General features: G+C 45.3%; 15 protein-coding genes. 12 read left to right on the forward strand and 3 right to left on the reverse strand.

The window, feature by feature from the left end; translation table 11 throughout:
• Nucleotides 1-7: 7 nt before the first annotated feature.
• The 7 genes from rsxC to R7P69_RS12505 all read left to right on the forward strand — a co-directional run bounded on the left by rsxC (nucleotide 8) and on the right by R7P69_RS12505 (nucleotide 6,876).
• The gene (rsxC, locus tag R7P69_RS12475; RefSeq protein WP_258619188.1) at nucleotides 8-2,758 is read left to right on the forward strand and encodes an electron transport complex subunit RsxC; all 2,751 of its coding nucleotides are present in this window, start codon (nucleotides 8-10) and stop codon (nucleotides 2,756-2,758) included.
• Nucleotides 2,758-3,804 carry an electron transport complex subunit RsxD gene (gene rsxD / locus R7P69_RS12480; protein ID WP_005390256.1) on the forward strand — a complete coding sequence of 349 codons (1,047 nt, stop codon included), beginning with the start codon at nucleotides 2,758-2,760 and terminating at the stop codon, nucleotides 3,802-3,804. The genes rsxC and rsxD overlap by 1 nt, the downstream gene beginning before the upstream one ends.
• 7 nt (nucleotides 3,805-3,811) lie before the next feature.
• Nucleotides 3,812-4,444, forward strand: a complete 633-nt coding sequence (gene rsxG, locus R7P69_RS12485) for an electron transport complex subunit RsxG (RefSeq protein ID WP_005380747.1) — start codon at nucleotides 3,812-3,814, stop codon at nucleotides 4,442-4,444.
• Nucleotides 4,444-5,136, forward strand: a complete 693-nt coding sequence (locus R7P69_RS12490; RefSeq protein WP_005380745.1) for an electron transport complex subunit E — start codon at nucleotides 4,444-4,446, stop codon at nucleotides 5,134-5,136. The genes rsxG and R7P69_RS12490 overlap by 1 nt, the downstream gene beginning before the upstream one ends.
• 64 nt (nucleotides 5,137-5,200) lie before the next feature.
• Complete coding sequence (gene nth, locus R7P69_RS12495; protein WP_005380743.1) at nucleotides 5,201-5,842, forward strand: endonuclease III; 642 nt, start codon at nucleotides 5,201-5,203, stop codon at nucleotides 5,840-5,842.
• 32 nt (nucleotides 5,843-5,874) lie between these two features.
• Nucleotides 5,875-6,291 (forward strand): lactoylglutathione lyase, encoded by a 417-nt coding sequence (gloA, locus tag R7P69_RS12500; protein WP_005380739.1) that lies wholly within the window; start codon nucleotides 5,875-5,877, stop codon nucleotides 6,289-6,291.
• A gap of 150 nt (nucleotides 6,292-6,441) precedes the next feature.
• Nucleotides 6,442-6,876, forward strand: coding sequence for a DUF2753 domain-containing protein (locus tag R7P69_RS12505; RefSeq protein WP_005384886.1), 435 nt, complete (start codon nucleotides 6,442-6,444; stop codon nucleotides 6,874-6,876).
• A 120-nt stretch (nucleotides 6,877-6,996) separates the two neighbouring features.
• Here the strand turns inward: R7P69_RS12505 and motY are convergent, their stop codons facing one another.
• Entirely contained in the window at nucleotides 6,997-7,878 is an 882-nt protein-coding gene (gene motY / locus R7P69_RS12510) for a flagellar protein MotY (protein WP_258488110.1), read from the reverse strand.
• 341 nt (nucleotides 7,879-8,219) lie between these two features.
• Between motY and rnt the strand changes: the two genes are divergently transcribed.
• Both rnt and R7P69_RS12520 read left to right on the forward strand, forming a co-directional pair.
• Nucleotides 8,220-8,864: a ribonuclease T gene (gene rnt, locus R7P69_RS12515; RefSeq protein WP_025767203.1), complete on the forward strand. Its 645-nt coding sequence runs from the start codon at nucleotides 8,220-8,222 to the stop codon at nucleotides 8,862-8,864.
• Nucleotides 8,865-8,892: 28 nt separating this feature from the next.
• Nucleotides 8,893-10,218 carry a Na+/H+ antiporter family protein gene (locus R7P69_RS12520; protein ID WP_017821192.1) on the forward strand — a complete coding sequence of 442 codons (1,326 nt, stop codon included), beginning with the start codon at nucleotides 8,893-8,895 and terminating at the stop codon, nucleotides 10,216-10,218.
• Between the two features lie 77 nt (nucleotides 10,219-10,295).
• Here R7P69_RS12520 and R7P69_RS12525 read toward each other — a convergent pair whose 3' ends face one another.
• Both R7P69_RS12525 and R7P69_RS12530 read right to left on the reverse strand, forming a co-directional pair.
• Nucleotides 10,296-10,925 carry a DsbA family protein gene (locus R7P69_RS12525; protein ID WP_258488113.1) on the reverse strand — a complete coding sequence of 210 codons (630 nt, stop codon included), beginning with the start codon at nucleotides 10,923-10,925 and terminating at the stop codon, nucleotides 10,296-10,298.
• Nucleotides 10,926-10,999: 74 nt separating this feature from the next.
• Complete coding sequence (locus tag R7P69_RS12530; protein ID WP_017635833.1) at nucleotides 11,000-11,335, reverse strand: Grx4 family monothiol glutaredoxin; 336 nt, start codon at nucleotides 11,333-11,335, stop codon at nucleotides 11,000-11,002.
• Between the two features lie 284 nt (nucleotides 11,336-11,619).
• Here R7P69_RS12530 and sodB point away from each other — a divergent pair, with 284 nt between their 5' ends.
• The 3 genes from sodB to R7P69_RS12545 all read left to right on the forward strand — a co-directional run bounded on the left by sodB (nucleotide 11,620) and on the right by R7P69_RS12545 (nucleotide 13,740).
• Nucleotides 11,620-12,204, forward strand: a complete 585-nt coding sequence (gene sodB / locus R7P69_RS12535; protein WP_005396533.1) for a superoxide dismutase [Fe] — start codon at nucleotides 11,620-11,622, stop codon at nucleotides 12,202-12,204.
• 154 nt (nucleotides 12,205-12,358) lie between these two features.
• On the forward strand, nucleotides 12,359-12,862 hold the full coding sequence (locus R7P69_RS12540; protein ID WP_213874813.1) for a VC2046/SO_2500 family protein: 504 nt from the start codon (nucleotides 12,359-12,361) through the stop codon (nucleotides 12,860-12,862).
• Between the two features lie 134 nt (nucleotides 12,863-12,996).
• On the forward strand, nucleotides 12,997-13,740 hold the full coding sequence (locus tag R7P69_RS12545) for an SDR family oxidoreductase (RefSeq protein ID WP_005380732.1): 744 nt from the start codon (nucleotides 12,997-12,999) through the stop codon (nucleotides 13,738-13,740).
• Nucleotides 13,741-13,846 lie beyond the last annotated feature (106 nt).

A 13,846-nucleotide genomic window follows, 5' to 3' on the forward strand; every position in this document is an offset into this window, starting at 1 on the left:
GTTTCACATGTTGTCTTTGATTGAACAAATTCGTACAGGCGCGCTTTGGGATTTCCCAGGTGGTGTGCATCCGGCAGAAAATAAAAAGCAGTCCAACAAAACTGAACTCGCTCATGCGGCTATCCCGTCAGAAATTGTATTGCCGCTAAAACAGCACATTGGTAAAGCGGGTAACCTACTGGTTGCCGAAGGTGACTACGTGTTAAAAGGTCAGCCATTAACGCAATCGGAGACCGGCTTTACGGTTCCAGTGCATGCTCCAACATCAGGTACGCTCACCGCGATTGAGCCACGAACTGTCGCGCACCCTTCTGGGTTAAGTGAGTTGTGCGCAGTCATCACGCCTGATGGGAAAGATGCATGGTGTGAAAGAAACCCCGTCGCAGATTACCAACAAGAAACCCCTGACGCACTGATTGATATTATTCGTCTCGCTGGTATTTCTGGTATGGGTGGCGCAGGCTTCCCTACTGCAAAAAAAATCCAATCAGGTTTTGCTCGTACCGAGATTCTTATCGTTAATGCAGCAGAGTGCGAGCCATACATCACGTCTGATGACAAGCTCATGCAAGAACATGCCGAAGAGCTTATTCAAGGTATCGAAATTGTCGAACATATCCTGACACCAAAGCTCACGATTATTGGCATTGAAGACAACAAACCAGAAGCAATCAAAGCGCTAGAAGCTGCGGCTATAAACAAAGATATCGTTATTCGCGTTATCCCAACTAAATACCCTTCTGGTGGTGAAAAACAGCTGATCAAAATTTTAACCAATAAAGAAGTGCCAAGTGGCGCGATTCCAGCCGATATTGGTATTTTGGTCCAGAATGTTGGTTCTCTTTACGCTATAAAACGCGCAGTCATCGACGGTGAGCCGATGATAAAACGCATCGTGACTCTCACTGGTAAAACCTTCAAACAACCACGCAACGTTTGGGCATTATTAGGGACACCAGTACAAGCACTGTTGGATGAGTTTGGCTATAAAGGAGATAAGAAGTTACAGCGTTTAATTATGGGTGGGCCAATGATGGGCTTTACCCTTCCTCACTCCCAAGTGCCGATTACCAAGACAGCAAACTGTATCCTTGCTCCGACTCGTCGTGAGATCTCTCCGCACCAGTATGAGATGGAATGTATTCGCTGTAGCCAATGTGCCGAAGCGTGCCCTGCTTCGCTGCTGCCTCAACAACTGCAATGGCATGCGAAAGCTGAAGAGTATGACAAACTCGAAGAATTAAACTTAAAGGATTGTATCGAGTGCGGCGCTTGTGCGTTTGTGTGTCCAAGTGAAATTCCGCTCGTACAGTACTACCGCCAAGCGAAAGCAGAAATTAGAACTAGAACACAAGAAGCGGAAGTGGCAGAGCGAGCAAAACTGCGTTTTGAAGAGAAGAAAGCGCGTATGGAACGCGAAAAAGCAGAACGTGAAAATCGCTTTAAGAAAGCAGCCGATCAGCGCCGTAAAGACATGAAATCTTCTGGTGGTGATGATGCGATTGCAGCAGCGATCGCACGAGTGAAAGCTCAGAAGACAGAAACAACAGAAAAAGCAGAGCCAGCCGTTAAACCTGCCGTAGCGGCAGCCATTGCCAAAGCGAAGGCAAAACAGGCCGCAGCCGCTAAAGCAGGCTCTAGTGAACCTGATAACTCAGAAATGGCAAAACTGCGCGAAGAACGCAAACGTCTAGCCCGCGAACGTAAAGCACAAAAAGAGCAAGGCGAAACGCCAGACAATAACGCTGATGATAAAAAATCGGCAGTTTCGGCCGCCATCGCCCGAGCTAAAGCGAAAAAAGCACAACAAGAAGATTCAACTGAATCCGTAGAATCGGAAACGTCTGCACAGCAAGACGGCGATCCGAAGAAAGCCGCGGTTGCTGCTGCCATTGCACGTGCCAAAGCACGCAAAGCGAAGCAAGCAGACTCAACTGAAGCGGAAGAAGCTGAAGCACCTGCTGAGCAAACCGACGATCCGAAAAAAGCCGCCGTGGCTGCTGCGATTGCACGTGCCAAAGCACGTAAAGCGAAGCAAGCAGACTCAATTGAAGCGGAAGAAGCTGAAGCACCTGCCGAGCAAACCGACGATCCGAAAAAAGCCGCAGTTGCCGCTGCAATTGCTCGAGCCAAAGCGCGCAAAGCGAAGCAAGCAGACTCAACCGAAGCGGAAGAAGCTAAAGCACCTGCTGAGCAAACCGACGATCCGAAGAAAGCCGCAGTGGCTGCTGCCATTGCACGTGCCAAAGCGCGTAAAGCGAAACAAGCAGACTCAACTGAAGCGGAAGAAGCTGACGCACCTGCCGAGCAAACCGAAGATCCGAAGAAAGCCGCCGTGGCAGCTGCCATTGCACGTGCCAAAGCACGTAAAGCGAAGCAAGAAACGCAAACTGAGCCTGTTGAAGACGCAACTTCCGAAGAACCAGAAGTGGATCCGAAGAAAGCCGCGGTTGCCGCAGCAATTGCGCGCGCGAAGGCTCGTAAAGCGAAACAAGCAGACTCAACTGAAGCGGAAGAAGCTGAAGCACCTGCCGAGCAAACCGACGATCCGAAAAAAGCTGCCGTGGCTGCTGCCATCGCTCGAGCTAAAGCGCGCAAAGCGAAGCAAGAAACGCAAACAGAGCCTGTTGAAGAAGCAACCTCCGAAGAACCAGAAGTGGATCCGAAGAAAGCCGCGGTTGCCGCAGCAATTGCGCGCGCGAAGGCACGCAAAGCGCAACAAGAAGCTAATAAAAATAATACTGAGGAGAACGAGTAGTGTCGTTTTTTATTGCCAGTTCACCGCATACCCACAGTCGTCGTAGTACGCCAGACTTAATGAAATGGGTGGCACTTTGCGCACTTCCAGGTTTAGTAGCTCAAACCTACTTCTTTGGCTGGGGTACGCTTATTCAGCTGATTTTTGCCATTGCAGTCGCTGTATCCCTTGAAGCCTTAGTCATGATCTGTCGTAAACGCTCACCAATGAGAGCGCTACGTGATAACAGTGCAATAGTTACCGCTTGGTTGTTAGCCGTTGCTATACCACCATGGTCTCCGTGGTGGATTATGGTGATCGGGCTTATTTTTGCGATAGTAATTGCTAAACACCTCTATGGTGGCCTTGGACAAAACTTATTCAACCCTGCAATGGTCGCTTATGTGGTCTTGTTGATCTCTTTCCCAGTACAAATGACGAGTTGGAGTGCACCGACATCACTCATACCTGATCATGTAAATTTTGCAGATACACTCTCTTTAATTTTTACGGGCTATGATTACGACGGCTTATCACTTCAGCAAGTTCGCTCAGGTGTTGACGGCGTGACAATGGCGACACCACTTGATGCATTTAAGACTGGCATTCTTACAGGTGCCACTCCAAGCGAAGTAATGTCGCAGCCAATATTTGATGGCTTAGGTGGTATTGGTTGGCAATGGGTAAACCTTGCTTACCTTCTTGGCGGCATAGTCATGATCAAAAAGCGTATCATCCAATGGTATATTCCAGCAGGTTTCCTTGCGAGTCTGACTCTGTTTAGCCTAGTGTTCACGTTGCTGACGCCAGGGGAAACTGCGTCGCCAGTTTTACACTTGTTATCTGGTGCAACCATGCTTGGCGCATTCTTTATTGCAACCGATCCCGTTTCGGCGTCTACCACCGTCAAAGGACGTTTAATCTTCGGTGCGCTTATTGGTGCTTTGGTTTTTATCATTCGCAGTTGGGGCGGTTTCCCAGATGGTGTTGCATTTGCAGTGTTGCTTGCAAATATGTGTGTGCCACTGATCGATTACTACACCAAACCTAGAACTTACGGTCACTGAGGTAAACATGTTAACCGCTATTAGAAAAAATGGTCTGACACTCGCGATATTTGCCTGTGCAACAACCGGATTAGTCGCCCTTACTCAGTACCTAACAAAAGACCAAATCAAGGTACAAGAGCAAAAACAATTACTTTCTGTTTTGAATCAAGTCATTCCAGAAAATATGCATGACAACGCACTCACGCAAGCTTGTACAATGGTCACGTCTCCAGATCTGGGGACATTACGTGCGATGCCAGCCTACCTCGCCACGAAGAATGGTGAACCAACAGCAATCGCAATAGAATCTATCGCGCCAGATGGCTACAATGGTGAGATAAAAGTAATTACTGGGATTGATAATCAGGGCAATATTTTGGGGACACGCGTCCTAAACCACCAAGAAACCCCTGGTCTGGGCGATAAAATCGATCTTCGTGTCACAGACTGGATCCTGAGCTTTACAGGAAAACAAGTCACGGAAAACAATTGGAATTCGTGGAAAGTTCGTAAAGATGGCGGCGATTTCGATCAATTTACTGGTGCAACGATCACGCCAAGAGCCGTCGTAAAAGTGGTGCGAAATACCGTTAACTACGTAAACCAATCTCGTGAAGACATTCTTAGCCAGCCGTTAGGCTGTGAAGGAGAGCAGTAATGAATGAGAATAAATTACTGATGAAAAACGGTATGTGGAGTAATAACCCCGCTCTCGTACAACTGCTGGGCTTATGTCCACTGCTAGCGGTTTCTTCCACGATAACCAATGCATTAGGTCTTGGTATTGCAACCTTACTCGTGCTAGTTGGATCCAACGTAACAGTTTCTCTTATCCGTAACTATGTGCCAAAAGAGATCCGTATACCTGTATTCGTTATGATCATTGCCTCACTCGTTACCTGCGTTCAGTTGTTAATGAATGCCTATGCGTACGGTTTGTACCTGTCTCTAGGTATCTTTATTCCTCTGATTGTAACGAACTGCATTATTATTGGCCGAGCAGAAGCTTACGCGTCAAAAAATGATGTTGCACCCGCTGCGCTAGATGGTTTGTGGATGGGCCTTGGTATGACGAGCGTCTTGGTTGTTTTAGGTGCCATGCGCGAATTAATTGGTAATGGCACACTATTCGACGGGGCAGATCTGCTATTAGGAGACTGGGCATCCGCTCTACGGATTCAAGTTTTCCAATTTGACAATAGCTTCCTGTTAGCGCTTCTCCCACCTGGTGCATTTATCGGTGTTGGGCTGTTGATAGCGCTCAAAAATGTCATAGATAATTCAATTCAGGCACGTCAACCAAAAGAAGAAAAACCAACCATAGAACGTGCTCGCGTCACTAACGCATAACAAGATAAGGCTCTGTCATAGGAGCCTTTTTCATAAACCGCAGAGACGGTATTGGAAGTCAGCAATGAACAAAATAAAAAGAATCGAAATTCTTGAGCGATTACGAGAAAACAATCCGAATCCTCAAACTGAGCTTAACTGGAGCTCCCCTTTTGAGCTGCTAATCGCTGTATTACTATCAGCTCAAGCAACCGATGTAAGCGTCAATAAAGCCACCGACAAGCTTTTCCCTGTAGCGAATACACCTCAAAGCATTCTTGATTTGGGAGTCGATGGCTTAAAAGAATACATAAAGACCATCGGTTTGTTTAACTCAAAGGCAGAAAACACAATCAAGACTTGTAAGATCTTGTTGGAAAAACACAATGGTGAAGTTCCTGAAGATCGTGCAGCGTTAGAAGCGCTGCCAGGCGTAGGTCGCAAGACCGCAAACGTCGTGCTCAACACCGCTTTTGGTTGGCCAACTATTGCCGTCGATACGCACATTTATCGCGTGTCGAATCGCACTAAATTTGCGATGGGAAAAACGGTTGATGATGTCGAGCAGAAGCTATTAAAAGTTGTGCCAAAAGAGTTCAAACTCGATGTGCACCACTGGCTCATTCTTCATGGTCGTTATACGTGCGTAGCAAGAAAGCCTCGCTGCGGTAGCTGCATTATCGAAGATTTGTGCGAATATAAAGAGAAAGTATACCCAGATAGCTAACGCTATTTGTAAATCAAAGCTAGGAGCAAAAAATGTCAAACGGTCGAATTCTCCACACTATGCTTCGCGTAGGTGATCTAGACAAATCCATCAAGTTTTACACTGAAGTTATGGGCATGCAGCTGCTTCGTACTAACGAAAATAAAGAGTACGAATACACGCTAGCGTTTCTTGGTTATGGTGACGAATCCCAAGGTGCAGTGATCGAACTGACTTACAACTGGGGTAAAACTGAGTATGACTTAGGTACCGCTTTTGGTCATATCGCCATTGGTGTTGATGATATCTACACAACTTGCGACGCTATCAAAGCGGCGGGCGGTAATGTGACGCGTGAGCCAGGTCCAGTAAAAGGCGGAAGCACGCACATTGCATTCGTAAAAGACCCAGATGGTTATATGATTGAGCTTATTCAAAACAAGCAAGCTTCAGCAGGTCTTGAAGGCTAAGCGGCACTTCTAATAATCACTTGTACTGCAAGTTGAACTCCGATTACAGGCAGGTCTGCGATCTGCCTGTCCTTTTATAAACAAAACTCTTTACTTGATAATAGTTATCGTTTAGATTTATCCGCAACTTCGATATGCGGGATTACGATAATGATCAGTGAATGGGAAAAACACACACTTCTAGCCGATACGGCACTTCAACTAGATGACCCTGTTCGCAGCATTCTTCATTACCAGCAAGCCCTAAGCCTGAGTGAAGATATCAGCGAATGTGTGGAAATTGAGGCGGACGAGCGATTATTAATTTCTGTGATTTCTTGTCATAACTTAGCTCAGTTCTGGCGTTGGGCCGGAGATACTGACTATGAACTCAAATACCTTCAACTGGCCTCTGAGAAAGTCTTAACACTTATCCCACAATGCCCAAATAAAGAGTGTGCAAGCTTTATCGACTCGATAGGATGCTGTACTAAGGCGTTGATAGACTTTATGAAGCGTCACCCTAATCCAGCTATTGCCAAACAGGTTGAAAAAATAGATACCGCAACCAATTGCGAAGTCATTGCCAAATTCCGCTTAAACTAACATTCAAATTATACAGCAGGAATCACCGAAAGGTGCTTGGCAAAATACCACTAAAATATTATTAACAACGTCAGTAAATCAAAAACGCCGAAGCTTTCAGCTTCGGCGTTTTTATAAGCATCACACTTGGGTTCGCCCTAGAGATATCACGACTCGGCGGTTTTTGTCTTTTCCTATTGGCGAACCGTTATCTGCAATAGGACGACGCTTGCCGTACCCTTGCACTTGAATTCGATCTTCCGGTAGCCCTAGAGACTGAAAATAGTCACGAAGTGACTCTGCACGTCGCTCTGATAAACTTTGACTCGCACTTTTATCATCGGTTGAATCTGTGTACGTCGCCACCAGCACGAGATCGATATCTTGATTATGTCGGATATAATCTGCAATTTGTGATAAACGCTTTTTAGAAGCCTTGGTTAACTGATCACCTTGTCTTTCGTAGTGCAAAATCGTAAAAGCAATGTCCTCAAAACTATATTTCAATAAGTTGGAAATACAGTCGCTAAACGCGTTGTACTTGTTTTGAAATAGTACTGATGACAATGCGACTTCAATTCTCTGATCTCGGCTCTGCCAATCTTGGTAACTAAAAGTCGGATAACGGCCTTTTTCCAGCTCAGACAAAATGCCCCATGCTGTTTGCCCTCCGACATAACCATCAAACTGTTTAAAAAACTTTAGGTTTGTAATTCGATCGGCGTGTTCACCTGGCCGCCAAGGTGGCGGCATAGAAATGAGACTGACGTTACGTGTTTCTCCCATCGGACGACGCATTTTTAACTCAAAGTCTAAATTGATTTTTTTATTTGCACGAGATGAAAATACCGCATCTCCAAAGCTTGGAATGGGGTGTACAAGCTGACATTCTAATGGTGTATTGACCACCATTTCCCATTGAGATTGCTGTGGAGTTGCAGCATAACGTTTGCCCATCAAAGCGAAGCTGCTTGTGCTAAACAACGAAAATACAACACCACTGGTAATCAGCCATTTCTTCATCTAATACTGTCTCTTAAACGGCAGTCTGTTGCCGTCAATTTGCATCAATAAAACCACTTCAACCGGCATGCAAAAATCTCGCCAATATCGGAATATCTGTCACACTGCCATTAATGTGAGCCATAGTGTTCCAATCACCTTAACCGCCACTTAGCGTTTTACTTCCTCATGTTTTATCGGTTTACATGATGCAAAGTATGGCGAATAAACGTCTACATAATATGCAATACAAACTTATTGATTGGATGCAAAATAGAATTCCGGTTTTCTCTTAAATTGCGGTTTTTCTCATCGGTATAATCTGCAATAATGCAGCCTTCGTCACACAAAAATAAGCCAACATGACACTAGAAAATGAAGCTCTAACCTTGAAAAAACGCTTTCGTGGTTATTTCCCTGTGGTAGTAGACGTTGAGACCGCTGGTTTCAATGCTCAAACTGATGCACTTTTAGAAATCTGTGCCGTTACGTTGAAAATGGACGAACATGGCGTGTTGCATCCGGCCTCCACCATTCATTTTCATGTGGAACCATTTGAAGGCTCTAACTTAGAAAAAGAAGCGCTTGAATTCAATGGTATTCGTGACCCTTTCAGCCCTCTTCGTGGTGCTGTTTCTGAGCAAGAGGCGCTAAAGGAAATTTATAAGCTTATTCGCAAAGAACAAAAAGCCGCAGATTGCTCACGTGCAATTATGGTTGCTCATAACGCAGCATTCGACTTGGGTTTTGTAAATGCAGCAAATGAACGCTGTAAACTAAAAAGAGTCCCTTTTCATCCCTTTGCTACTTTTGATACGGCTACATTAAGTGGCCTTGCTTATGGCCAAACAGTTCTCGCTAAAGCATGCAAAACAGCCGGGATGGAATTTGATAACCGTGAAGCACACTCTGCGCTTTACGATACACAAAAAACAGCAGAATTATTCTGCGGTATTGTCAACAAATGGAAGGCCCTCGGCGGTTGGCCGCTTGTCGACGAAGAATAATAAGTAAACACAACATATTAGGAAAAGTATGAATCCTGTCGTTATATCAGTGTGCGTCATGCTCGTGTTAGCATTGATGCGCGTAAACGTGGTGGTTGCCCTCACGTTTAGTGCCATCGTAGGCGGCCTAGTCGCAGGCATGAGCCTTGGGGATACGGTTGCCGCATTTGAAAGTGGTCTAGGTGGCGGTGCAACTATCGCGCTAAGCTACGCCATGTTAGGTACTTTCGCTGTTGCCATCTCGAAATCAGGCATCACGGATCTACTGGCCAAAAGTGTTATCAAGCGCTTAAATGGCAAAGAAAACTCCGCTTCCACTACTGGCTTAAAGTACGCCGTGTTGGTGGCATTAGTGCTTGTTACGATGTCATCTCAGAACGTAATTCCGGTCCATATCGCCTTTATTCCAATTTTGATTCCACCTCTTTTGGGCGTATTTGCGAAACTTAAACTCGACCGACGTTTGGTCGCGTGTGTTCTTACCTTCGGTTTGATCACACCTTACATGATCTTACCTGTTGGTTTCGGCGGTATTTTCTTAAACAACATTCTATTAAAGAACCTACATGACAACGGTTTGGAAAACGTGGTTGCAAGCCAAGTCCCAACCGCCATGTTACTGCCAGGTGCAGGGATGCTGTTTGGTCTATTACTGGCTATCTTTGTTAGCTATCGTAAACCGCGTGTCTACAAAGAAACTGAGTTGACTGTCGTTGACGAAACCGATCATGTCATCAATAAAAAGCACATCTTAGTTGCGGCACTTGGTATTGTCGCTGCATTGGGTGTTCAGCTTTACACGGGTTCAATGATTATCGGTGCTCTAGCTGGCTTTATGGTGTTTACTTTCGGCGGCGTTATTGCATGGAAAGAGACGCACGACGTGTTCACTAAAGGTGTACACATGATGGCAATGATTGGCTTCATCATGATTGCAGCGGCAGGTTTTGCAGCAGTAATGAAGCAAACTGGCGGTGTTGAAACACTAGTACAATCGCTATCAACCAGCATCGGTGACAATAAGCCTCTAGCTGCACTACTGATGCTGATCGTTGGTCTATTAGTAACAATGGGCATTGGTTCATCGTTCTCTACGATTCCAATCCTTGCAACTATCTATGTGCCTCTTGCGCTAGCATTCGGCTTCTCGCCGATGGCAACGATTGCACTGGTAGGTACTGCAGCGGCGTTAGGTGATGCAGGCTCTCCAGCTTCTGACTCTACATTAGGCCCTACATCTGGTCTAAATGCCGACGGTCAACATGAGCACATTTGGGAAACAGTCGTTCCAACCTTTATCCATTATAATATCCCTCTAATCATCTTTGGTTGGATTGCAGCAATGGTGCTTTAATACTATTGTTTGGATGGATATACATTAGTTACGAAAAAGCCGCTCAATGAGCGGCTTTTTGTTATTCATAACTGTGGTTATTGCGCTGGCATATTGTCAATAATACGCTCACGAATCAGCTTCAAGGTTGGTTCTGTCGACAGGTAATCGATGGCAATCGGAAAATAAGCGTCGTTAATTTTAAGAACCAAGCTAGGGTAAGAGCTCACACCTAGGCTCTTTGCAAGGCTCAATTGATCTTCGAACACACCTTCTAAGAAAGAGCCATCCATGTCATTCTTGAATTGCTGAACATTCAAGCCAATTTCTCTCGCTAGTTGCAAGTGAGTGGCTTCTTCATGAGGAGGCAGCGCACGTAAGTAATACGCATGCTGAATCGCTTCTAGCATCTGCTCATAAGAGTCTTGAAAGCCCGCTGCAATAACCGCACGACAAGATTGGTAAGTGCTTCTAACTGGCGTACAAAGCTTCCAGAAATCGTAGTTAAACTTAGTGCCTAACTGGCGCTCAATCTGCTTCCAAATACCTTCGAGTTTTTGTTGCATCTCGGGCGGCATCGGTAAATTAGTATCTGGCGCAAGACCACCAACCACATACTCAAACTGAATCACACCTGGCAGTTGCTGTTTTAGTTTATCCAGCGTTGGTTTGTAACCCCAACACCAACTGCACATTGGGTCATGCACGTAGTAAAGCTTTATGTTCATTCCACTAACCTAAAAAGAAAAAGGAGCCAGTACGGCTCCTTCGTATTCTATCGCTAAATGTGAGTATTTACGAATTACTCAGCTTGATCTTCAGCGCGCGCTGCTGCTTCTTTGATTAGAGGCTGCAGTTCACCTTTTTGGAACATTTCTAGAATAATGTCACAACCGCCGATAAGCTCACCTTCAACCCATAGTTGAGGGAAAGTTGGCCATTGCGCGTACTTTGGTAACTCAGCACGGATATCTGGGTTTTGCAGAATGTCTACGTAAGCGAACTTCTCACCACATGCCATTAGTGCCTGTGACGCTTGAGAAGAGAAACCACAGCTAGGTAGTTTCGGTGATCCTTTCATGTACAGCAGGATTGAGTTTTCAGAGATCTGCTGTTTGATTTTGTCGATAGTTTCCATCGCTTCCTCATTCATGGGTTTGAACTTTATTTATTTGCCACATTCTACTCAATAACGACAGAATAAAAACCATATAATTAATAAGGCTTAATTTTAGGTTGCTTATTGGCGAGCAATGCAGCACTTCACCACTGCTAACCTCTTAAAATATTTTCATATCGGGGTTTTAATAAAGTAAAAACTTGCTAAAATACTTAGCAAGTCAGCCTTAAAGGCGACATAGCTATAAAAAACACTGGAAGCAATCGAAAGGTCATCCTTTCAAATCAATGGAGAATCGAGTAATGGCATTTGAACTACCAGCTCTTCCTTACGCGAAAGACGCACTAGAACCACACATCTCAGCAGAGACTCTAGACTACCACCACGGTAAGCACCACAACACTTACGTTGTTAAGCTTAACGGTCTTATCCCTGGTACTGAGTTCGAAGGCAAAACTCTAGAAGAGATCATCAAGACTTCTACTGGTGGCGTATTCAACAACGCAGCGCAAATCTGGAACCACACGTTCTACTGGCACTGTCTTGCTCCAAATGCGGGCGGCGAGCCAACTGGCGCAGTTGCAGACGCTATCAACGCAGCATTCGGTTCTTTTGAAGAATTCAAAGCGAAGTTTACTGATTCAGCAATCAACAACTTCGGTTCTTCATGGACTTGGCTGGTTAAGAAAGCTGACGGCTCTCTAGAGATCGTTAACACATCTAACGCTGCTACTCCTCTAACAGAAGAAGGTACAACACCACTTCTAACTGTTGACCTATGGGAACACGCGTACTACATCGATTACCGCAACGTACGTCCTGATTACATGAACGGCTTCTGGGCTCTAGTAAACTGGGACTTCGTAGCTGAGAACCTAGCGAAGTAATATACTTCCCCCTAAGTTCAATTTAGTCTTATTCAAAAGCTCGCTATTTAGCGGGCTTTTTTGTTTCGCCTTCCCTAGCACCTTTAAATAATTCCCTCTTTTACTAAAGTTTTTCTTATCCACGCCGTTAAAAGAGCATCGAGCGAGGAACATCATGCAAATTCATACGTTAGACAAAGCTGCAATTATCAACGAACTTCAGTTCGGTAATGGTATTAACCATGCCGTACACGAAGGTCGTCGTGCGGATTTCTCGCTGATTCTGTCTATGTTCTCTAATGATGTTCGCGATGTGGTCCCAGTTGAAGAGGTCCAGGAAGTCATCACCAGTGACAGTATTCTTCGCCAACAATTGGGTTTATCGCAACCTCAAGCTCTTCGTTCTAATAGCAGCAGCTATGAACTCGCAGCTGAACAAGCGAAACAGTTTCACGATGCAGGATTGCCTTCCGCAAAGCTGAGCCATTACCTAAAACCAGATGCGCTGACTTACCTGCCTGAAGACACATTCAACCTACCAGAGGAGGTTTATCACAACCTATCTGGTCATGAGCGACGCAGATTGGGCGAACGCAACAAACAACTGATCCCAGATGCTGGGCTATATAATCAGCTAGTGACGGCTCAACGTCAGCATCAAATTCAAGCTAAAGCATAGAGATCCGCTTTTTATCCAATAGCTTGCAATACCTACACGTCAGAAATGTGACATCTTACAAATTACCGCACAATAGTCCTCACTCGAAAGCGTTAGTTTGAAGCCTTTCACACTGAACCCAACGAATTTCAACCATGCTATTAGCACAAACCACTGGTGTATTGTTTTTCACATATGGATACAGTGAAGGTGCTATGGATATCAAAGAATCAATTATTCTCGTCACGTCTGCAGGTTCAGTTATAGGAAGAACCTGTGCAAATCACTTTGCTCACCTTGGAGCAACGTTGATTCTTTGTGACCAAAATTCTAGCGCTTTGAGAGCGAGCTATGAGCAAATCAGCGCTTTCACTGACAAAGTGTATGCGATGAATGTGTGTAGTGATAACACAACGTCCATTAACTTATTGTTTGACCAGATAGAATCACAGCTACGTGCGACACCAGATGTGATTGTTAATTGCTGGACCAGCTCCCCTATGCCTGGCTTAATGGCGCCAGAACCAATGAGTACTTACATTGATCACTTGTCGTCTGCGGCACGCTTCCTTTATACCTACGGCCAAGTAGGAGCAGAGCGCTTTCGAGCCAGAAACAAGAAAGGCGTCATTGTTAACGTCATTTCTCATGACAACCATGAAGACTTTACGGGAGTTGAAAGCATGGCGGCGTTGGTGTCAGGTTTTACTCACAGCTGGGCAAAAGAACTCACACCATTCAACATTCGAGTGGGCGGCGTTATTCCCTCGGTAAATCATACAAAAGAGGAGCTCAACGAGAGACACTGGGCTGAGATCCAAGACGAACTAGTCCGCAACACAGCATACATCGTCGCGAATGAATACTTCAGTGGCCGAGTAGTTGCGACCGAAGTGTAAGCATACACAGCAACTCTGTTTTCCCGAGCCAGATGTAACTCCTGCACCAAAATAAAAAAAGCCCCAGTCATTTGACTGGGGCTTTAACCTTTTCCCGATTAAGGTT

The organism is Vibrio sp. 661 (assembly GCF_033339315.1).
Classification (GTDB): Bacteria; Pseudomonadota; Gammaproteobacteria; order Enterobacterales; family Vibrionaceae; genus Vibrio; species Vibrio alginolyticus.